This is a genomic window from Ralstonia sp. 24A2, assembly GCF_051783885.1.
Classification (GTDB): domain Bacteria; phylum Pseudomonadota; class Gammaproteobacteria; order Burkholderiales; family Burkholderiaceae; genus Ralstonia.
Genome location: NZ_JBPVZD010000003.1, coordinates 51,199 through 68,377, shown reverse-complemented (window position 1 = coordinate 68,377; position 17,179 = coordinate 51,199). Strand labels below are relative to the sequence as shown.

Annotated in this window: 15 protein-coding genes; 4 read left to right on the top strand and 11 right to left on the bottom strand. The window is 63.3% G+C overall.

All coding sequences use genetic code 11. The features are described from left to right. The 4 genes from ACS13N_RS17760 to ACS13N_RS17745 all read right to left on the bottom strand — a co-directional run bounded on the left by ACS13N_RS17760 (position 1) and on the right by ACS13N_RS17745 (position 4,617). A complete protein-coding gene (locus tag ACS13N_RS17760; protein ID WP_438932944.1) occupies positions 1 to 1,251 on the bottom strand; it encodes a DUF3734 domain-containing protein in 1,251 nt (416 codons plus the stop codon). Between the two features lie 26 nt (positions 1,252 to 1,277). Then, entirely contained in the window at positions 1,278 to 2,063 is a 786-nt protein-coding gene (locus ACS13N_RS17755; RefSeq protein ID WP_438932943.1) for a 3-hydroxybutyrate dehydrogenase, read from the bottom strand. A 34-nt stretch (positions 2,064 to 2,097) separates the two neighbouring features. Next, positions 2,098 to 2,841, bottom strand: a complete 744-nt coding sequence (locus ACS13N_RS17750) for an acetoacetate decarboxylase (RefSeq protein ID WP_438932942.1) — start codon at positions 2,839 to 2,841, stop codon at positions 2,098 to 2,100. 363 nt (positions 2,842 to 3,204) lie between these two features. Next, positions 3,205 to 4,617: a PLP-dependent aminotransferase family protein gene (locus tag ACS13N_RS17745; RefSeq protein WP_438932941.1), complete on the bottom strand. Its 1,413-nt coding sequence runs from the start codon at positions 4,615 to 4,617 to the stop codon at positions 3,205 to 3,207. Between the two features lie 156 nt (positions 4,618 to 4,773). Between ACS13N_RS17745 and ACS13N_RS17740 the strand changes: the two genes are divergently transcribed. Together ACS13N_RS17740 and ACS13N_RS17735 are read left to right on the top strand one after the other, a co-directional pair. Next, positions 4,774 to 6,111, top strand: a complete 1,338-nt coding sequence (locus ACS13N_RS17740; RefSeq protein WP_438932940.1) for an aspartate aminotransferase family protein — start codon at positions 4,774 to 4,776, stop codon at positions 6,109 to 6,111. Position 6,112: 1 nt separating this feature from the next. After that, positions 6,113 to 7,636 (top strand): CoA-acylating methylmalonate-semialdehyde dehydrogenase, encoded by a 1,524-nt coding sequence (locus ACS13N_RS17735; RefSeq protein WP_438932939.1) that lies wholly within the window; start codon positions 6,113 to 6,115, stop codon positions 7,634 to 7,636. 75 nt (positions 7,637 to 7,711) lie between these two features. Here ACS13N_RS17735 and ACS13N_RS17730 read toward each other — a convergent pair whose 3' ends face one another. Together ACS13N_RS17730 and ACS13N_RS17725 are read right to left on the bottom strand one after the other, a co-directional pair. After that, the gene (locus ACS13N_RS17730; protein ID WP_438932938.1) at positions 7,712 to 7,918 is read right to left on the bottom strand and encodes a cold-shock protein; all 207 of its coding nucleotides are present in this window, start codon (positions 7,916 to 7,918) and stop codon (positions 7,712 to 7,714) included. A 176-nt stretch (positions 7,919 to 8,094) separates the two neighbouring features. Beyond that, a complete protein-coding gene (locus ACS13N_RS17725) occupies positions 8,095 to 8,298 on the bottom strand; it encodes a cold-shock protein (protein ID WP_438932937.1) in 204 nt (67 codons plus the stop codon). A gap of 353 nt (positions 8,299 to 8,651) precedes the next feature. Here ACS13N_RS17725 and ACS13N_RS17720 point away from each other — a divergent pair, with 353 nt between their 5' ends. Further along, the gene (locus ACS13N_RS17720; protein WP_438932936.1) at positions 8,652 to 10,547 is read left to right on the top strand and encodes a potassium transporter Kup; all 1,896 of its coding nucleotides are present in this window, start codon (positions 8,652 to 8,654) and stop codon (positions 10,545 to 10,547) included. A gap of 19 nt (positions 10,548 to 10,566) precedes the next feature. On the opposite strand, the gene ACS13N_RS17715 is transcribed toward ACS13N_RS17720, so the two are convergent. Beyond that, the gene (locus ACS13N_RS17715) at positions 10,567 to 11,115 is read right to left on the bottom strand and encodes a TetR/AcrR family transcriptional regulator (protein WP_438932935.1); all 549 of its coding nucleotides are present in this window, start codon (positions 11,113 to 11,115) and stop codon (positions 10,567 to 10,569) included. Positions 11,116 to 11,431: 316 nt separating this feature from the next. Here ACS13N_RS17715 and ACS13N_RS17710 point away from each other — a divergent pair, with 316 nt between their 5' ends. Continuing rightward, complete coding sequence (locus ACS13N_RS17710; RefSeq protein ID WP_438932934.1) at positions 11,432 to 11,848, top strand: 4-oxalocrotonate tautomerase; 417 nt, start codon at positions 11,432 to 11,434, stop codon at positions 11,846 to 11,848. 39 nt (positions 11,849 to 11,887) lie between these two features. On the opposite strand, the gene fdhD is transcribed toward ACS13N_RS17710, so the two are convergent. From fdhD to ACS13N_RS17690, 4 genes are read right to left on the bottom strand one after another with little or no spacing between them, the layout of a single operon-like run. Continuing rightward, complete coding sequence (gene fdhD / locus ACS13N_RS17705) at positions 11,888 to 12,703, bottom strand: formate dehydrogenase accessory sulfurtransferase FdhD (protein ID WP_438932933.1); 816 nt, start codon at positions 12,701 to 12,703, stop codon at positions 11,888 to 11,890. Next, entirely contained in the window at positions 12,700 to 12,945 is a 246-nt protein-coding gene (locus tag ACS13N_RS17700; RefSeq protein ID WP_438932932.1) for a MarR family transcriptional regulator, read from the bottom strand. Before ACS13N_RS17700 ends, fdhD begins: the two co-directional genes overlap by 4 nt. After that, entirely contained in the window at positions 12,945 to 15,284 is a 2,340-nt protein-coding gene (locus ACS13N_RS17695) for an FdhF/YdeP family oxidoreductase (RefSeq protein ID WP_438932931.1), read from the bottom strand. Before ACS13N_RS17695 ends, ACS13N_RS17700 begins: the two co-directional genes overlap by 1 nt. A 27-nt stretch (positions 15,285 to 15,311) precedes the next feature. After that, entirely contained in the window at positions 15,312 to 16,967 is a 1,656-nt protein-coding gene (locus ACS13N_RS17690; protein ID WP_438932930.1) for an OFA family MFS transporter, read from the bottom strand. Between the last annotated feature and the right edge of the window lie 212 nt (positions 16,968 to 17,179).

The following is a 17,179-nucleotide window of genomic DNA, read 5'->3' as shown; positions in this document are numbered from 1 at the left end:
TTAGAGCCGCTTGCTGCGCCGCTCGGCGTGCGGGTGGCGGTGGATGTCGTGCGTGACAAAGCCGGACTCATCATCCGGCATCGCCAGCCACTCGGGGTGCGAGAGCGATTCACGGATGTCCGCCAGACCCGAGCCCCAGTGGTCGCGCATGGTGGATGGCCCGAACTGGATGTCCTTGCCGGGGCCTTCGTGCTCCTTGGCCGCGTAGATCAGGTGGATCACGTTGTAGCGCTTGGAGCAGGCCAGCTCCTGCGCATGCTTGTACCATTGCGTGCGCTCGAATTCCTTCTCCGGCAGATGTTCGAGCATTTTGCGCACCAGCCGACGTGTCGATTGAGAACGTTCCATCCAATCGGTAATGAGCCGGGTGCGGCTGGAATACTGCAGATCCTTCTGGCGGCTGGCGACGCCGATCATGGTGTTGGGCACCGGGCCCAGCGCGGCCCACAGGTCCACCTGAAACACGAGCGTGTCACGGCGCGGCTTGGAGCCCAGCACGTACGACAGCGGCGTGTTGGAGACGACACCGCCGTCCCAGTAGTACTCACCATCGATCAGCACCGGCGGGAAACCTGGCGGCAGTGCGCCGGAAGCCATGAAGTGCTCGGCGCACAGGCGGCGCTCGGTGTTGTCGAAGGCTTCCAGGTTGCCGGTGCGCACGTTCACCGCGCCCACCGATACGCGGATGCCGCCGTCGTTGATGCGATCGAAATCGCACAGGCGCTCAAGCGTGGCTTTCAGCGGCGTCGTGTCGTAGTAGCTGGCGTCGAGCGGGTCCATTTCATTGGCCGGCAGCGGCGCGGGAATGCGTGGCGTGAAGAAGCCGCGCTGCCCCTCAATGAGGGTGTCTGCCGCCTGCATGGCGGTCAGCCATTTGCGCAGATGCGAATTGCCGTCAAACCATGCGTTTTCCAGGATGTCCGGCAGCGGCGGCGAGAAGGTCGGCTGCGTGATGATCTGCCAGAACTCGCGCAGCTTGGCCAACCGATCCTTGGGTGCGTTGCCCGCGATGATGGCCGTGTTCAACGCCCCGATGGAGATGCCCGCAATCCAGTTCGGCATGATGCCGGCCGCGTCCAGTCCTTCGAATACGCCGGCCTGATACGAGCCGAGCGCGCCACCGCCCTGCAGCACCAGCGCGATGTTTTCGTAGGGCGGCAGTTCGATGCGCGACGGCGAGGTGCCGGCGGCTTCCGCAGTGTCGTTGGACTTGGCGCGGCTGGCCGCCACGCGTAGCTTGGGTGCGGGCATGTCTCCTCCGGTCTGCTGGATTGGGCTTACTGCATGAACCAGCCGTGGCTGACCACGAACGACTGGCCGGTCAGCGCTGCGCTCGGGAAGGTCGCCAGGAAGCGCACCGTTTCGGCCACGTCTTCCACGGTGGTGAACACACCGTCCACCGTGTCGCCCAGCATGACCTTCTTCACGACCTCTTCCTCGCTGATGCCGAGTTCCTTGGCCTGCTCGGGAATCTGCTTTTCCACCAGCGGGGTACGCACGAAGCCCGGGCACACCACGTGCGAGCGCACGTTATGCGCCGCACCTTCCTTGGCCAGCACCTTGTTCAGCCCCAGCAGCGCGTGCTTGGCCGCCACGTAGGCCGACTTGAGCGGCGAGCCCTCGTGCGAGTGCACCGAACCCATGTAGATCACCACGCCGCCGCGGTCGTCCTTGTACATGTGGCGCAGCGCTGCACGCGTCGTGAGGAAGGCGCCGTCGACGTGGATGGCCTGCATCTTCTTCCAATCGGCAAACGAGTAGCTCACGAACGGGTTGACGATCTGGATGCCGGCGTTGGAGATGAGGATGTCGACCGAGCCAAGCTCTTCGGCCACGCGGTCGATGCCGCTGTCGACGGCTTGCTCGTCGGTGACGTCCATGCGCAGGCCGATGGCTTTGCCGCCTGCGTCGGTAATTTCCTTGGCGACGGCCTTTGCACCATCTTCGTTCAGATCCACGATGGCGATGGCGGCGCCTGAGCTGGCGAGCGTCAGGGCGATCTGCTTGCCGATGCCGCTGGCGGCACCCGTGACGACGGCGACTTTGCCTTTCAAATCAGACATGTTGTGTACTCCGTGAGGGTTAAACGGGGAGGGATTACTGCGCGAGGTAGTCGAACACGACCTCGCCCATACCAAGGGTCAGGTCTGCAATGATGTGCCGAGCTTCGACAATCTCCAGCACCGGCAGTTCGGCCACCGGCGCCAGCGCGTGATGCGCAAGTTCCAACGAGGCGGGACCGGTCCAGGCGCCTTTCATGTCGATATCGACCATGTAGTTGCGCGACAGCTCGCAGATGCGCGCGGTCTTGCCGTCCACGTGCGGAATGATCTTGAGCAGGTAGTTGGGCAGCTCCAGCCGGCGCTTCTGTTCGGCCAGATCCAGCTCGCGGTGCTTGTAGCCCATGGTGCCCGTGGCCACGCGCACGGGGCCGTAGTCCAGCGTACCGATCAGCGTGTCCTTGTCGGTCTCAAGCTTCGGGCTGGCGAGCTTTTTCGGGAAACCCCACATCTCGCGACCGCCGGCCAGGGGCGGGTGGTCGTCCAGGTACATCGCCAGCGTGTAGGTGCCAGGCTTGCCTTCGTAGGTGACAGGGATCACCTGGCCGCTCTCGGTGTAGTCGCCAAAGCCGGTGGAATCGGCCATGCGGATGAACTCATAGGCGACCAGCGGTTCCGGCACTTCCAGCGGCTCGGGCACCATGGCGCGCAGCTTGGCCGGGTCGGTGCGATACGTGATGATGAAGAACTCGCGATGGATAAAGCGGTATGGGCCGGGCGGGTAGGCGGGGCTCGTGATCGGCATTGCGAACGCGGTTTCGCGGACAGTCTTGATATCCATGGCACTCCTTGTGCGGTGAGGGATCGAGGAGGGAGGGGATTTCGGACAGCGAGAAGAACGGGAAATCAGCCGGCCGTTGAACCAGGCCGTGTGAAGCCAACACGCCTGGACCACGATAGACAAAGCCCGACGGTGGTGCGCCAGCCGACATGCACCTGACACAAAAGCCGATGCTGCCGGGCTTATGTGACAGGAAGGTCAAACCGTCACATGCGGATGCGAATCACTGATACCGAGATGCATTTCCCGTACTCGCCTATGTAATTGCATAGGCAAATGTCGTACTGTGAAGCCGCATCTGGATGTGGGATTGGCAACCTTAGTTGACGGGCGCAATGCGTTGTTGTGCCCGCTTGAAAAGCGCTATTGCCGGGCCAGGAATGCCCATAGCGCGGGCTCGGCGGAGTACGCCACGTTAAAGCGCAACCATGGGTCGACGGCCTCGTCGGTGCGGAAATACTGGCCCGGTGCCAGCCAGATGTTGTGGCGGATGGCCTGGTCGGCCAGCGCGGAGGCATTCGGGTGGCCCGGCAGGCGCGCCCATAGGAAGAGGCCGCGCCCCGGCGCGTCGAACGCGATGGCGCCGTGCGCGCGCATGAGGGCCTCCGCATCGGCATGCGCCTTGGCCAAGCGCGCTGTCAGTCGTGCCACGTGTTCTGCGTAGACGGGCCGGGTAACAAATGCATGCACGATGCGCTCGGTGATTTCCGACGAGGTGAGCGCGACGGCCATCTTGGTGCGTGCGAGCTCGCGCGTGATGGCGGCGTCGGCCACCACGTAGCCCGCACGCAATGACGGTGAGATCGTCTTCGAGAAGCCACTCACATACAGCGTGCGGCGCAGGCCATCGAGTGCCGCCAGCATGGGCGCGGCAGGGTCGGCGAGTTCGCGGTGGAGGTCGTCTTCGACGATCCACAGGCCGTGCTGCTCGGCCAGTTGCAGTACGCGGTAGGCGTTCTGCGCGCTCATCGAAGTGCCGGTGGGGTTCTGCAGGACGGAGCTGGTGAAGAGCGCGCGCGGACGCTCGGCATCGTCGGTGCGCAGGATGGTTTCCAATGCCGCCGCGTCCAATCCATCTGGCGTGCGCGGCACGCCCACCACGCGCAGGCCAGCCAGCTTGAGCACCTGGAGCACGTTGCAGTAGCCCGGCTCATCCACGGCCACCACGTCACCGGCCTTGAACAAAGTGCGCACGATCAAGTCCAGCGCCTGTGTAGCGCCGCTTGTCAGCAGCACTTGCGAACGCTCGACCGGCAACCCGCGCAGCGTGAGCGATTCCGCCACGGTTTCGCCCAGTGGCGCATAACCCCACGGGTGCCCGTAGCCCGCCACACGCAACGCAGAGACACGGCTCACTGCGCGCATCGCTTCCTGCACGCCGCGCTCATCCAGCCAATCGTTCGGCAGCCAGCCACAGCCCGGTTTGACGGCGATGGAGCGATCGGCAAACACGTCCGACAGCAGCCAGGCAGCATTGAGCTTCGGTGGCTCCCAGCGAGGTGCGACAGGTGCTGGCTGTGCCGGTGCACGCGCGGCAACGAGATAGCCGGAACGCGGCCGCGCCACGATGGCCCCTAGCGCTGCCAGCCGCGTGTAGGCCTCGGCCACCGTGAAGGTACTGACGTCGTGTGCCTGAGCAAGCTTGCGCACCGAAGGCAGCCGCGTGCCTGGGGGCAGACTGCGGCTTTCCACAGCGGTACGAATGCCTTGGACTATCTGATCGACCAACGTACGCTGAGGATGATGAGGATCGAGTTCGAGGTGTTCGAGTGGCATGTTGCGATGCGGCATTTGAGCGACATAGGCGTGGCGGGCACCTATACAGTTTCATACAGAACCGTCATCTGTGCATGTCCGCAGTGCGTTTGGCTCTGTACAGTTTGCTCGAACCGCTGATTCGCTTGCCTGCCTGATTTTCTTTCGGAGACGCCGATGAAACCCGCACCGCACCCGCTGGAAACCACCGATCTGTCCTACTTCTGGATGCCGTTCACGGCCAACCGCCAGTACAAGGCCGCACCGCGCCTGCTCACGTCGGCCCAGGGCATGTACTACCGCGACGCCGACGGCCGCGAAGTGCTGGATGGCACAGCGGGCCTCTGGTGCGTCAACGCCGGCCACAGCCGCAAGGAGATCGTCGACGCCATCACCGCGCAGGCCAGCACGCTGGATTTCGCGCCGACCTTCCAGATGGGCCACCCGATGGCCTTCCGCGCGGCCGAGAAAGTGGCCGAGCTGATGCCGGAAGGGCTGAACCGCATCTTCTTCGTCAACTCCGGTTCAGAGGCGGTGGACACCGCGCTCAAGATTGCGCTGGCCTATCACCGTGCACGTGGCGAGGGGCAGCGCACCCGTCTGATTGGCCGTGAGCGCGGCTATCACGGCGTGGGCTTCGGTGGTATTTCGGTGGGCGGTATCTCGCCGAACCGCAAGGCGTTTTCGGGCAACCTGATCCCGGGCGTGGACCACCTGCCGCACACGCATGCACCGGAGCACAACGCGTTCTCCAAGGGCCAACCAGCCTGGGGCGAACACCTCGCCGATGAGCTGGAGCGCATCGTCACACTGCATGATGCGTCGACGATTGCGGCCGTCATCGTTGAACCGCTGGCCGGCTCCACGGGCGTGCTGGTGCCGCCCAAGGGTTACCTGCAGCGCCTGCGCGCACTGTGCGATAAGCACGGCATCCTGCTGATCTTCGACGAGGTCATCACCGGGTTTGGCCGCCTGGGTGCAGCCACTGCGTCGGAGTTCTTTGGCGTGACACCGGATCTGCTGACGATGGCCAAGGGCATCAACAACGCCGCTGTGCCAATGGGCGCCGTGGCAGTACGCCAGTCGCTGCACGACACCATCATTGACGCCGGCGCGCCGGGCGCGATCGAGTTGTTCCACGGCTATACGTATTCCGCGCACCCGTTGGCCGCCGCCGCCGCGGTTGCTGCCATCGACCTGTATCGCAGCGAAGGCCTGTTCGAGCGTGCACGCGCGCTGTCGCCAGCGTTTGAAGCCGCGGCGCATTCGGTCAAGGGCGCTCCGCATGTGAAGGACATCCGCAACCTGGGGCTGGTGGCCGGCATCGAGCTGGAATCGCGTCCGGGTGCGGTTGGTGCACGCGCCTACGAGGTCTTCCTGAAATGCCTGGAGCGTGGCGTGCTGGTGCGCTACACCGGTGACATCCTGGCGTTTTCGCCGCCGCTCATCATCGACGAGGCGCAGATCGCGCGCATCTTCGACACCGTTCGTACCGTTCTGCAAGAGGTAGCTTGAGATGAATCGACCGATTGATCCTGCTGTGACCGAATCCGTGGTCAGCCACTACATCGGCGGACAGCGCTATGCCGGCGCAGGCACACGCAGTGCCGATGTGTTCAACCCCGCCACCGGTGCCGTGAGCGCGCAGGTGCTGCTGGGTGGTCAGGCCGAAGTGGCTGCCGCTGTTGCTGCTGCACATGCCGCTGCCCCAGCTTGGGCCGAAACTTCACCGCTCAAGCGCTCGCGTGTCCTGTTCAAGTTCAAGGAGCTGCTCGACCAGAACCACGATGCCCTGGCTGCGGCCATCACCCGCGAACACGGCAAGGTGTTTTCCGATGCCAAGGGTGAGGTCACGCGCGGCATCGAGGTGGTGGAGTTCGCCTGCGGCATCCCGAACCTGCTCAAGACCGAATTCACCGACAACATCGGTGGCGGCATCGACAACTGGAACCTGCGCCAGCCGCTGGGCGTGGTGGCGGGCATCACACCGTTCAACTTCCCGTTCATGGTGCCGATGTGGATGGCGCCGGTGGCGCTGGCCTGCGGCAACACGTTCATCCTCAAGCCGAGCGAACGTGACCCGAGCCCGAGCCTGATGATTGCCGACCTGCTCAAGCAGGCAGGCCTGCCCGACGGCGTGTTCAACGTCGTGCAGGGCGGCAAGGATGCCGTGGACGCGCTGCTGGTGCATCCGGACGTGCAGGCGCTGTCATTCGTCGGCAGTACGCCCATCGCCGAGTACATCTATACCGAAGGCACCAAGCACGGCAAGCGCGTGCAGGCCCTGGGTGGCGCGAAGAACCACCTGGTGGTGATGCCCGATGCCGATCTCGACCAGGCGGTCGACGCGCTCATCGGCGCTGGCTACGGTTCGGCCGGCGAGCGTTGCATGGCGATCTCCGTGGCGGTTGCGGTGGGCGACGTGGCCGACAAGCTCGTGCCGCGTCTGGCGGAGCGCGCGCGCGCGCTCAAGATCGGTAACGGCATGGAAGCCGACAGCGAGATGGGCCCGCTCGTTACCGGCCCGCACAAAGCCAAGGTGGAGGGCTATATCGCCAAAGGTGTGGAAGAGGGTGCCAAGCTGGTGGTGGACGGCCGCGGCCATACGGTGGCGGGTCACGAACAGGGCTTCTTTACCGGCGGCACGCTGTTCGACCACGTCAAGCCCGGGATGACGATCTACAAGGAAGAGATCTTCGGCCCAGTGCTGTCTGTTGTGCGCGTGCATGACTTTGCCGAAGCCGTGGACCTGATCAACGCCCACGAATATGGCAATGGTGTGTCGTGCTACACCAGCGACGGCGGCGTGGCGCGTGCATTTGCGCGGCAGATCCAGGTGGGTATGGTCGGCATCAATGTGCCGATTCCGGTACCGATGGCCTGGCACAGCTTTGGCGGCTGGAAGCGCTCGCTGTTCGGCGACCACCACGCCTATGGCGAAGAAGGTGTGCGTTTTTACACACGCTACAAGAGCGTGATGCAGCGCTGGCCGGATTCGATTGCCAAGGGCGCCGAGTTCGTCATGCCCACGGCCAAGTAAGCGGCATACGCACCAATGAAAAAGGGAGGCAGTGCCTCCCTTTTTCTTTGCGCATGCGGCAGCTAAGCCGTGCTGTCATAGTGGCTTGATGTTCACGGCGATTGGCTCACCGTCGGGGCCGATCTCGATATCGAAGCTCACGCGCTGGCCTTCGTGGAATCCTGGTGAGCGTGAAAACTGGATCTCCGAATCCCGAATGAAACGCGGGGCAGCGTGCATTTCTGCAGCTGCCCCGGCGGGCGGATCATATTGAACGGCGTTATCTTCAATTCGGCTGGCCATTGCATTCTCCCAATAGGGGTTCGTCAAACCAAGCCACCGTTTCCGATGGCCATCCGACTGCTTGATGGCAAACACGTACTGAACAACCTGCCTGGCGGAATATCCCGGCCAATACGCGCGCGAGGAAACCTCGCGCCGCAAGACAAAACCGGGCTACCGCGCCCGCGTGCTCCTTGTTACTGGGGCACGATGTTCGAGGCCTGCTTACCCTTGGGGCCTTGCGTAACGTCGAACGTGACCTTCTGACCTTCCTTCAGGCTTTTGAAGCCTGCGGCGTTGATTGCGGAAAAATGTGCAAAAAGGTCCTCGCCGCCATCGTCCGGAGTAATGAAGCCGAAACCTTTTGCGTCGTTGAACCACTTGACGGTACCAGTAGCCATGATCTTGAGTCGTAAAGTTGAGAAATCGATCGGCCGCCGGCCAAAAGAAACACAGCAGGCAGACCCGGCCAAACCGGCCAAACGATCGTTTGGTGAATATATGCTTGGCGCGTCTCCTCGTCAAAGTCTGTTTTTTTAACACGGCCCGTTTAGATCAAGCATGGACGATGCCCAAGGGGCCCACCAGCGTCTGTGGGTTCGTGCTATCGGGGCAAACACTCGCACAAAACCGAGCGTTTTCACCTAAGCTTTAGTGGCTTCTGCCGCACTCCAATGCCGCGCCAGGCGTGGGCGGCAGGGCAGTTGGTGCACGAAAATTGCGTGCGCTCCCGTCGTTCCAGTCGCAGGCAACCATGACGACAGCCACCGCCAGCACAGTCCAAAAAAAACCCGCATTGATGGCCACCATGGTCGGCGCGATCGGCGTGGTCTTCGGGGACATCGGTACCAGCCCCTTGTATGCATTAAAGGAGTGCTTCAACCCTGAGCATGGCGTTCCGTTTTCGGACCAGACCGTTTTCGGCATCCTGTCGATGCTGTTCTGGGCGATGACGCTGGTCGTCTCCATCAAATACGTGCTGTTTGTCATGCGCGCCGACAACAACGGCGAAGGCGGCATCCTTGCATTGACAGCGCTGGCCATGCGCGCCAGCGGCGGCGGCGCCCGGTTTACCCGCACACTGATGATGCTTGGTTTGTTGGGCGCTGCCATGTTCTATGGCGATGCGGTGATTACGCCGGCTATTTCAGTCCTCTCTGCCATTGAAGGTATGGAAATCATGGCGCCCGCGCTGCAGACGTGGGTGCTGCCGCTGGCGTTGATTGTGCTGATTGGCCTGTTCCTGCTGCAGAAGCAGGGCACGCACGTGGTCGGGCGCCTGTTCGGTCCGATCATGCTGATCTGGTTCGTGCTGCTGGGGCTGATCGGGTTGGCCTCGGTGGTGAAGTCTCCGCAGGTGCTGGTGGCGTTGAGCCCGATCTACGCCCTCGAATTCGCATTCCGGCACACCGTCCTGGCGTTCGTCGTGTTTGGCTCGGTGTTCCTGGCATTGACGGGTGCTGAAGCGCTCTACGCCGACATGGGCCACTTTGGTGCGCGGCCGATCCGCTTTGCGTGGTTCTACATTGCCATGCCGTGCCTGCTGCTGAACTACTTCGGGCAAGGTGCGATGCTGTTGCGCGAGCCCTCTGCCGTGCAAAACCCATTTTTCCTGTTGATGCCAACCTGGGCCGTGGGCCCGATGGTGGTGCTGGCGACTGCCGCCACCGTGATCGCATCGCAGGCGGTCATTTCCGGTGCGTTTTCGATGACGGCGCAGGCCGTGCACCTGGGCTATGCGCCGCGCATGAAGATTCTCTACACATCGGATGTAGAGATCGGTCAGATCTACGTGCCGGTCGTCAACTACATCTTGTTGTTGCTGGTGGTGGCCGTCGTGCTGGCCTTCGGCAAGTCCGACAACCTAGCCGCCGCTTACGGCATTGCCGTGACGACCACCATGCTGTTGACCACCGGCCTGGTGACCGTGGTCATGCAAAAGGCATGGAAGTGGAGCCTGCCCGTCGTGGCATGTATCGGCGCGGTGTTTCTGGTGGTGGACCTGTCGTTCTTCGCTGCCAACCTGCTCAAGATTGCGGCAGGCGGCTGGTTCCCGCTTCTGCTGGGCGGCCTGATCTTCTTCCTGATGGTGACGTGGCATACCGGCACGCAGTTGCTCAAGGCACGCAATGTGGAAGGCGGTATTCCGCTTGAGCCATTCATGGAGGGCCTGCTGCGCCATCCGCCATATCGCGTGGATGGCACGGCCGTGTATCTCACGCCGAGCATCGAGTTCGTGCCGCTGGCATTGCTGCACAACCTCAAGCACAACCACGTGCTGCACAAGCGCGTGCTGTTCATCCACTTCCGCACACTGGCCGTGCCCTATGTGGAGCCCGCCAAGCGGATGGTGCTCAAGACCATTGGCGAAGACATCTACACCGCGACCGTGGATTTCGGTTTCAAGGAGACCCCCGCCGTGGATGAAATCGTCAAGAGCGTGGGTCAACGCCTGAACATCGTCTTTGAAGACATGGAGACGTCGTTCTTCATTACGCGCGCCACGGTGGTGCCATCACCGCTGCCCGGCATGGCGATGTGGCGGGAATCTTTGTTCGCATGGATGCAGCACAACAGCGCTAAGCCATCGGATTTCTTCCGGATCCCCGCCAACCGGCTGGTTGAACTGGGGAGCAAGGTGGAGATCTAGCGCAGGCGCGTCGATCCGATCAGCCTTCGCCCGGCGTACGCGCCACCAATAGCGCCGCTGCGCGCACTGCGCGCGCGATCTCCTCGGAGACTGCGTCACCGGACGTGGCGCGGGCCATCGTCACGGCGCCAGGCAGCAGGGAGAGTAGGCTCCATGCGCGCTGATGCCGATCGGCCGACGTGCCGCCCGGCAGGCCGTCGGCCACCGCATGCACAACACCTTGCAAGTGCAGCTCATAGGCGGCGCGCACGTCCTCGTCAGCCCTGCAGACCTCGGGTGTCAGGCTTTGCAGGCCGCAGCTCTCACCCAACTCACAGACGCGCTTGAAGCCCAGGTAGAAATCGACGAACGGTTCGAGCCAATCCGCGCCATGTTGCGCGCGCATCGCAAGCACGCCGCTGCGCAACTCCTCCAACCCCGCGATCGCGGCTTCCTTGAAGGCCGCATTCTTTGACGGGAAATGGCCATACAGTGCCCCTGACGTGACCTTGGCCTCTTTGGCCAATCCATCAACGCCGATGCCACCGAAGCCATGCTTGCGAAACCCCCGGCCGGCGGCGGCAACCATGCGGGCGCGAGCTTCCTCTTTGTGTCCTTCCGGGTATCTCATGAGAGGGTATTTGGTTATAGAGCGATCGCTATTCTACGCTTGGCAATCAACCACGTCGTGTTGATAGTATAGATTGCGATCGATATACAACCAGGTGATCGGCTTTATGCCAAGTGGATTGGCTGCTCTGGTGGTTTTATGCCGAGCTCTCTGTGGGCGTACGATGAAATGATAGTGCGGCCGCTATCTATTTCTTGACACACTCAGGTCGGGTTCCTAGATTATATTTCGATCGATACATAACGATCGCAACATCAACTGAAAGGAGCTCCTTATGCCACTGACTCTCACCCTGACTGAAGGCGTACTGCCCCCGGGCAGCGAAAGCACGGCAGTCTCCCGGCTCACCGAGGCCATGCTGAAATGGCACGGTTTGCTGGGCAACACCGTCATGACACCCAACGTGACGGCAACCGTCCATGTGTTGCCGAAAACGTCCACGTTCTCAGCCGGTAAGCCGTTTGCCGGAGCGTGGGTGGAGTGGAAGGTGCCGGGCATCGCGTTTGCCAACCGCGAAGTCCAGCAAGGTTTCTTTGCCGATGCCACCAACATCATTCAGGAGCTGTCTGGTGGGCGGCAACCGCGGGAAACCATCTTTGTGAATGTGGTGCACGCCGTGGACGGTGCATGGAGCCTGAACGGCCACGCCGTGACCAATGCGGAGCTGGGTGCGGCGGTGGCGCAGGGCTAGCGCGGCATTGCTCGTTGGGGCGGCAGACAGGTGGGTGCTTCAGGCAAACCGCGTGACGCTGTCGCCCCGGCAGAACGCCAGCAGCGTCAGTTGCCCCGCCTTGGCATGGCGGATGGCCAGCGAAGATGGTGCGGAGATCGTCGCGAGCACGGGAACGCCCACGTGCACGCACTTGCGCGCCAGCTCGAAGCTCGCACGGCTGGTCATGACGACGAAGCCATCTGCGGGGCGGGTGCCCAATCGAGTCAGCCGGCCGATCAGCTTGTCGAGCGCGTTGTGGCGGCCGACATCTTCCAGCACGTGCAGCGGCGTGTTGCCGTCTGCGGGTACCCAGCCGGCGGCATGCAAGCCGCCCGTGAGCGCATTGGCGGGCTGATGCGTGGCGATGGTGTTCATCGCATCCAGCACCTGCGCGTCTGCAAGCGATTCCACCCAGGCGGGGCGTGCGAGCGATGCGGGCGTGGTTTCGAAGGTCTGCAGGCTTTCGATACCGCACAGGCCGCAGCCGGTCGGACCGGCCAGTGCGCGGCGGTGCTCCTTCAGGCGGACGAAGCAGTGCGAGGCGATCTCGGTGTGGATCTCGATGCCATGCGTGTGGGTTTCGACATCGGCACCGCGCCAGTCGGCGCGGCTGTCGATGATGCCCTCGGATAGCGCAAAGCCCAGCGCAAAGTCTTCCAGATCGGCGGGCGAAGCCATCATCACGGCGTGTGTGATGCCGTTGAAGACGAGCGCCACCGGTGTCTCGTCGGCGACGGCGGTGGTGGCGTCTTCATGCGCGCCGGCGCGGGTGCGCCGCGTTGCCGCGGTGGAGACGACGGGCAGGCCGGCAGGATGGCGGGTGAGGGCGGTCATGCGGTGATACTCGGTACAGCGCGGCCGGCATCAAGCAGTACGACGAGCCAGCGCATGTCATCCATGGCGACACGCAGCAGGCCGGCGTCGGCCAGCGGATGCAACGCGCGCAGCACGGTGCTGGCGCGTTCGCCTACACGCTTGGTCAGCCAGGGTAGCGACACGGGCTTGCCAGGTTCGGTCTCGCGCAGTGCCGCCAGCAACCCGAGCTGCAGTGCGGACCATACCGGCTCCGCCCGCATCAGGCTTCGACCGTGGTGGCCGCCTGTGCGTCGGAGGTTCGTTCCACCTGACTTGGCACCAGCATCACCGGGATCGACTTGGACGTCGGCGTGCGCGCCTGATCGGCCACGGACGACAGCGGCACCAGCGGATTGGTCTCAGGGTAGTACGCCGCCAGGCAGCCGCGCGGGATGTCGTACGCCACTAGGCGGAAGCCATCTGCACGGCGCGTGGTGCCGTCATCCGACAGCGTGACCATATCGACCCACTCGCCGTCTTTCATGCGAATGGCGTGCAGGTCTTCCTTGTTGATGAAGACGACGCGGCGCTGGCCGAACACGCCGCGATAGCGGTCGTCCATGCCGTAGATCGTGGTGTTGTACTGGTCGTGCGAACGCACCGTGGCCAGCGTGAAGACGGTGGCATCAGCATGGCGCTCGCGGGCGCGGTGGACGGGCGTGTCGGTCGGAATGCCGTGCGTGCGGAATTCCGCCTTGCCCGACGGCGTGCTCCAGACGCGTTCCGATGCGGTGTTGCGCAGGCGGAAACCACCCGGCACGCGAATCTTCTCGTTGAAACCGGCAAAGTCGTCGAACACGGCTTCGATCCGCTCGCGGATGCGGTCATAGTCTTCCACCAGCCAGCCCCAGGGGATGGTGCTCTCGGGCAGCGTCGCCTCGGCCAGCCGCGCCACAATGGCCGGCTCCGACAGCAGGTGCGGCGAGGCCGGCGGATTGATGCCTGCCGACATGTGCACCATGCTCATCGAGTCTTCCACCGTCACACCTTGCGTGCCGCCGGCTTGTTGGTCGATTTCGGTGCGGCCCAGGCACGGCAGGATCAGCGCGGCCTTGCCATGCACGATGTGGCTTCGGTTGAGCTTGGTGGTCACGTGCACGGTCAGGTCGCACTGGCGCAGGCCGGCCCATGTAGCAGCGGTGTCCGGTGTGGCGGCTGCAAAGTTGCCGCCCATGGCAAAGAACACGCGCCCCGCGCCGTTGCGCATCGCCTCGATGGCACCGACGGTGTCATAGCCATGTTCGCGCGGTGCGCTGAAGCCAAACACCTTTTCCAGCCGATCGAGAAACGCGGGTGCGGGCTTCTCGTAGATGCCCATCGTCCGGTCACCCTGCACGTTGCTGTGGCCGCGCACCGGGCACGCACCGGCACCTGGGCGCCCGATGTTGCCGCGCAGGAGCAGCAGGTTGACGATCATCTGGATCGTCGCCACCGAGTGCTTGTGCTGCGTGATCCCCATGCCCCAGCAGGCGATCACGCTGCCGGCCTTGAGGTACGTATCGCCAGCCTGGCGGATTTCGTTTTCCGGCAGGCCCGATTCGGCCTCGATGGTCGCCCACGATTCAGCGCGCACGTCGGCGGCGAAAACATCAAAACCGCCGGTGTGCTGGGCAATGAACGCGTGATCGACGATGGCGGGCTCACCACGGCTGCGGGCCACATCGTCACGCTCGATCACGTGTTTGATGATGCCCTTGACGGTTGCCAGGTCCCCGCCAATGCGCACCTGGTGGTACTCGATGCTGATGCGCGTGGAGCCCATCGTCAGCATTTCGATCTTGCTTTGCGGATCGGCAAAGCGCTCCAGCCCGCGCTCGCGCAGCGGGTTGAACGACACGATGTTCGCCCCGCGCTTGGACGCCTCGCGCAGCTCGCCGAGCATGCGCGGGTGGTTCGTCCCCGGGTTCTGGCCGAAGATGAAGATGGCGTCGGCTTTGGTGAAGTCGTCAAGCGTGACGGTGCCTTTGCCAACGCCGATGCTGCCCCGCATGCCAGTGCCCGAAGGCTCGTGGCACATGTTGGAGCAGTCGGGGAAGTTGTTCGTGCCATACGCGCGCACGAACAACTGGTAAAGGAAGGCCGCCTCATTGCTGGTGCGGCCGGAGGTGTAGAAGATCGCCTGGTTCGGATCGGGCAGCGCACGCAGGTGCTGTGCGATCAGCGCGAAGGCGGCATCCCATTCGATCGGGATGTATTTGTCGCTGGCTGCGTCATAGACCATCGGGTGCGTCAGGCGCCCCTGGTCTTCGAGCGCGTAGTCGGACCACTCGGCCAGTTCGCGCACGGTGTGCTGCGCGAAGAACTCAGGTGTCGTGCGGCGTGACGTGGCCTCCGCGGCGACGGCTTTGACGCCGTTTTCGCAAAACTCGAACGTGGAGGCGTGGTCACGATCGGGCCACGCGCAGCCGGGGCAGTCGAAGCCGTCAGGCTGGTTGGCCGACAGCATGGTCTTGGCGCCCTTGGCTGCGATGCCCTGCGACAGCAGTTGATGCGCAACGCTCTTGAGTGCACCCCAGCCACCGGCCGGATGACGGTAAAACTCGATTTTCTGATGCTTCATGACGGCGCGGTGGCTTGATTTCAGGCGTTAAGAGAACAGAACAGCAGCTTTTTGGAGTGTAATCCAAACCCCCCAGCCCAACGGCAGGCCCACGGCTGCCCAGGCCAGCACCACAGCCACGGCCGAGCCCGGGTGTGCCGCCCATTCCAGCGACGTTTCCGGCGCCGCTACCGACGGCGTCAGATTCTTGGCTGCAACTGCGTGACGTTGTGCGTCGAGTTGCGCGTCGGTCATGAAGTGCTTCGCGTTCACCGGGCGCACCAGCAGGTTGCAGATAAAGCCCAGGACCAGCAGACCGGCCAGGATCATCATCGTGATGTCGTACACGGCAGCGCGTTCCACGCCATGGGCAATCTGGTACTCACGCAGATAGTTCACCAGCACCGGGCCCAGGATGCCGGCAGTCGACCACGCGGTCAGCAGGCGGCCGTGGATAGCGCCCACCATTTGCGTGCCGAACATGTCAGCCAGATACGCTGGCACAGTGGCAAAACCGCCGCCGTACATCGACAGAATCACGCAGAAGGCTAGGGCGAACAGCGCGATGTTGCCGGTGTGCGAAGTCCACGGAATCGACGCGTACAGCACAAAACCCAGCACGAAGAAGATCGCGTAGGTCATCTTGCGGCCCAGGCGGTCCGACAGCGATGCCCAGAAGAAACGCCCGCCGATGTTGAACAGGCTCAGCAGGCCTGTGAAGCCGGCTGCGATGGCGGCGATCTGGCCCTTCTGTGCTGCGGTCAGCTCAGTGAAGGCCGTCGTCACGCCAAGCAGCTTGCCGCCAAACACTTCCTGCAGCAGCGGCGAAGCCATGCCCAGCACACCAATGCCAGCCGACACGTTCAGGCACAGCACGGCCCAGATCAGCCAGAACTGCGGCGTTTTCAGAGCCTCGTTCACGTGTACATGGCGCTGCGTGACCATGGTGTCCTTTGTCTTGGCAGGTGAGGGCGTCCAGCCAGCCGGCTTCCAGCCAGTGGGCGGCACGCGGTAGCCCAGCGCACCGGCCATCATGAACACGAAGTAGATACCGGCCAGCACGATAAACGTTTGCGCCACACCCACGGAATCCGGCGTGGCAAACAGCTTCATCAGGCGGTCGGCCAGCGGTGCGCCGATCATTGCGCCGCCGCCAAAACCCATGATGGCCATGCCGGTCGCCATGCCGCGCTTGTCCGGAAACCACTTGATGAGCGTCGACACGGGCGAGATGTAGCCCAGCCCCAGGCCAATCCCGCCGATCACGCCAGAGCCGACCCACAGCAACCAGAGCTGATGCATCTGGATGCCGATCGCTGAGATCAGCAGACCGCCGCACCAGCACACTGCCGACACGACACCGGCCTTGCGCGGGCCGACACGTTCCAGCCAGCCGCCCCACAGCGCGGCGGAAAGGCCCAGGAAGACGAAGAACAACGTGAACATCCAGCCCAGGCTGGAGATGCGCCAGTCGCAGGTGGTGGTGAACAGCTCGGCGATCAGCGAGACATCGGCGCCGCAGGTTTGCGGTTTGGCAATGCCCAGTGCGCGGCCAAGCGGCAGCCAGAAAACAGAAAAGCCATAGGCCATGCCGATGCACAGATGGATGGCCAACGCGGCAGGCGGAACCAGCCAGCGGTTGAACCCCACCGCGGCGATGGTGCGCTCGCGCGAAAAAAATGGATGCAGTACTGCTTCGGACATCGAAATCCCCCCGGATGCGTTGATGTGCCTGGTTGCTACGGTATGAAGTGAGTTGGCCGCACCAGTCATGGCTGGTACGTACCCGCCAGCTGCAGAGGGACTGCGCCGACGTTGCCCGCGAAGATAGTGATGAGCCCTGGTCTAGATCAATAGTTGTAGAGATCCGTTGTATTGCGGGTTGCGCAACATACAGCCTAACCAAGTTATTTATG